The 3,500-nt window shown below is 43.6% G+C and carries 4 protein-coding genes and 1 rRNA gene; 4 read left to right on the top strand and 1 reads right to left on the bottom strand.

Annotated elements, in window-relative coordinates:
- Positions 1–6 precede the first annotated feature (6 nt).
- Positions 7–123, top strand: a 5S ribosomal RNA gene (gene rrf / locus CYJ37_RS05690).
- Between the two features lie 448 nt (positions 124–571).
- Here the strand turns inward: rrf and CYJ37_RS05685 are convergent.
- A complete protein-coding gene (locus CYJ37_RS05685; protein ID WP_022544064.1) occupies positions 572–1,195 on the bottom strand; it encodes a LysE family transporter in 624 nt (207 codons plus the stop codon).
- A gap of 148 nt (positions 1,196–1,343) precedes the next feature.
- Here CYJ37_RS05685 and mgtE point away from each other — a divergent pair, with 148 nt between their 5' ends.
- From mgtE to CYJ37_RS05670, 3 genes are all read left to right on the top strand, one after another.
- Complete coding sequence (gene mgtE, locus CYJ37_RS05680; RefSeq protein WP_009795541.1) at positions 1,344–2,690, top strand: magnesium transporter; 1,347 nt, start codon at positions 1,344–1,346, stop codon at positions 2,688–2,690.
- Between the two features lie 64 nt (positions 2,691–2,754).
- Positions 2,755–2,934: an H-type small acid-soluble spore protein gene (locus CYJ37_RS05675; RefSeq protein WP_022544063.1), complete on the top strand. Its 180-nt coding sequence runs from the start codon at positions 2,755–2,757 to the stop codon at positions 2,932–2,934.
- A gap of 145 nt (positions 2,935–3,079) precedes the next feature.
- On the top strand, positions 3,080–3,500 hold a 421-nt coding region (locus CYJ37_RS05670; protein ID WP_180827254.1), incomplete at its 3' end, for an MCP four helix bundle domain-containing protein.

Raw genomic sequence — 3,500 nt, 5'->3', positions numbered from 1 at the left:
AAATAGTCTGGTGGCGATAGCGAGAAGGTCACACCCGTTCCCATACCGAACACGGAAGTTAAGCTTCTCAGCGCCGATGGTAGTTGGGGGCTCTCCCCCTGTGAGAGTAGGACGCTGCCGGGCAAAAAAAAGAACAGTCGGCGTGACTGTTCTTTTTTTTGCGCTTTTTTAGTGAAAAAGGAGAAGTTTATATAAACAGGATTGCTCTTGAGTAAAAATTATCGGCCGGGCGGGCGGACCAACTGGTTTTTAGATTGCAATAATGGGGAGAGCAGCGGCTTAAAGCGTGAATCTCATCAATTGGCCCGATAATCTACCGAATTTGCGGATTATTCTACCATTTGAAAGATTAATTTACCGACTTCCCCATTTAATTTACCATATGCCTTAAATCTGACTAGTGCCAGCAGCTGCATCCCCTGCACAGTCGCGAACAGAATCACTTACACCAAACCAACCGTCCAATCTGCTATGCTTACAGCAAAATGAACGCCATTTCTGATTTCCACATCAATCACCGCTAATTTTTCAGCTTCCAGGGAGAGTGCACTTTCCTGAACTTCTATGATTGTTAGAAAAACAGCTTATATGCCTCATACCCGAAATAAAGTCCAAACCCGATAAGGGAGAGTCCGGATAAGATAGAAATGAGCGTGAGTATCCTGCTGGTCATGAACCTTCTAAAGCTGCTTGCTACCGCTGCCATTGTCAAATCCCATAACAGCAGCCCTATAAAGATTGCACAGCTGTATATCAATATCTGGCTTTTATCATATTCTGCGGCTGTTTTAGCCAATACAGAGCCATATATGCCAAGCCAAAAAAGAATGGTCAGGGGATTGGAAATGGACATAAGAAAGCCGGAAATAAAAGACTTTGCTGCCGATTCGTCTTTAAGGCGGTCGTTTGATACTACCTTTCCTGCTGTTAAAAGGCTTTCAATTCCTGTATAAACGAGCACAAAAAAACCAAAAAGCCATAAAAATGATTTTACGAAAGGAATCTCAAGAAAATTCACGACCCCCATGTAGACGGCAACCATATATACTCCATCTGCTATCATAGCTCCCAATCCGACAAGCCAGGCGTGGAAAAAGCCGTTTTTGATACCCTTGTCCAGCTGAGCTGCATTTATAGGGCCAATAGGAGCTGCCAGGGAAAGCCCTAGAAAGATATAGCTTAAAAATATGCTCAAAAAAAACAACTCCTTTTCATTTGCTGCTTGTACAATTCTATTCAGCAATATAGGTTTGTACGACAGAAAATTGGATTAAAACTGCGGCTGGCTTTGCGAAGACAGAAATGGGGAATAGTAGAAGCGAAGCCAAAGGGGTTGATAATTGATGATTGATGAACAATATTTGGTAAAATTGATCAAACATTTAAAAGAAGCGGATAAACAGCAATTCCAGCGACTGATTGCGGAATTGCAGCCTTATGATATTGCCAGGCTGTATGAGGAGCTTCCGGAGAAGCATCGCTCGAGATTCATCCTTCTGCTTGATCCCGAACAGATTGCGGATCTGCTTGAAGAGCTTGAAAGGGACGAACAGTATGGAGTTTTAGTAAAACTTGGTGTGGAAAAATCGGGCCAGGTCATGGATCTGATGGATAATGACGATTTGGCCTTGCTTTTAGAAGGCCTTTCACCTGGAAGGATAGAGGAGCTCCTGGCTGGTATGAAGCAGGAGGAATCCCAGATTGTCCAGAGCATCATGAATTATCCGCCTGAAACAGCAGGCAGGATCATGACGAACCGGTTTGTGTGGATTCCGGAAAGCTATACGGTCAGTGAAACAGTTGCAAAAATGAAATCTTTTGCTGTATTTTCGGAAACAATCAATTACTTATATGTGATAGATGGAGACAAACGTTTGACAGGAGTTGTTTCTTACAGAGATTTGATTCTAGCAGAGCCTCATGAACAGATTAGGGATATTATGTTCAGCAGGGTGATTTCTGTTCATGCGGAAACGGATCAGGAAGATGCAGCCATGCTGATTGAACGCTATGATTTCCTGGCACTGCCTGTAGTAGAAGAGAATGATCGGCTTGTAGGCATCATTACGGTGGATGATATCATTGATGTGGTTATCAGGGAAGCTACAGAGGATATTGAAAAGCTCTCAGCTTCCGGAAAATCGATTGATTTTGACACTAAAGCTTTCGTGGCTGCCTATCGGAGGCTGCCATGGCTGATTCTGCTGCTATTTATCGGACTTGTTTCGGGATCGATCATCAGCAGCTTTGAAGAGACGATTTCCAAGGTGGTTGCACTGGCTTTCTTTATGCCGATGATAGCCGGGATGACAGGGAATACAGGAACACAATCTCTCGCAGTTGTTGTAAGGGGGCTGATCAGCCGAGATGTTGATCGGGAGCTTGCAGCAAAGCTGATTCTCAGGGAGCTTGCTGTCGGGATTATTATTGGGGTGACTTGCGGCATTCTGATATCTGTGATCGCATATATCTGGCAGGGTAATGGATTTTTGGGCCTGGTGGTTGGCGGCTCTCTTATTATCACCTTGATTATAGGAACTCTAGCGGGGACAATAGTGCCGCTTGTCCTCTATAAGCTGAATATTGATCCGGCAGTGGCTTCCGGGCCTTTGATTACAACCTTGAATGATATTATCTCGCTATTCGTTTATTTCGGCATTGCAACTGCCTTTATATCAAAGCTGATGTGAACAGGAATAAATATCTTCCAGCTGCGAAATGCTAAACCGACAAAACTTTTTTGGAGGGATTGCTTTGAACGCAAACCGTGTGAAACAGATCCTTTCTTCATCTGCAGACATTGAAGTCACTTATAATGGCGCATCAGTATGGATTGACAGCCTCAATGAAGATGGCCGGACTGCAACAGTACATTTGAGAGGTCCGCTTGAAGAAAGGTCGACAGTAGAAATTGGAGAATTACTGGAAAAATAAGATGGACGCCGCTCAAAAGTGAGCGGTTTTTTTTATTTTTTTCTTAAAAAGATGTTTGAAACATAAAAGAAAGGGTATAAAAAGAGGTCGGATTCTGTCCGCTTTTCTATTTATAGGCATTCAGTGCTGAATTAGGGGGGAAATTATGAGTTTTAGAAAGAAACAGTTCCTGGGTTTTGGGATCATTATGCTATTTGTGGCAGCGATCCTATTCTTGACAGTTTATTTTATGAATGGGATGAGAAGCAACCTTAGGGAAATCACTGAGGACAGATATGAAAAAGTTAAAACAGCTGGTGAAATCAGGCAGGGATTTACCCAGTCTGACCAGGTGATTCTGCAGCTGATTAACAGTGAAAAGGCTGCCGATGCGGAAAGCAAAGAGAGAATTGAGGAAAACAGAAACGCAATTCTGCAGGGCATAGCATTTCTTGAGGACCGCCTCAATCGTGAGGAGGCACGGGATCTGCTCACGCAGATCCAGATTGAATACTCCGCCTTGATCAACACAGAGGATGATCTGATAAGGGCGCTGGATGGTGATGTACCTGCAGCAGATTTGCGGA

Origin of the sequence: Bacillus sp. UMB0728, from assembly GCF_002858875.1 — a bacterium.
In the GTDB taxonomy this organism is placed as follows: domain Bacteria; phylum Bacillota; class Bacilli; order Bacillales; family Cytobacillaceae; genus Bacillus_AB; species Bacillus_AB infantis.
The sequence above is the reverse complement of the archived record's forward strand: the minus strand, read 5'-3'. Positions and strand labels throughout refer to the sequence as shown.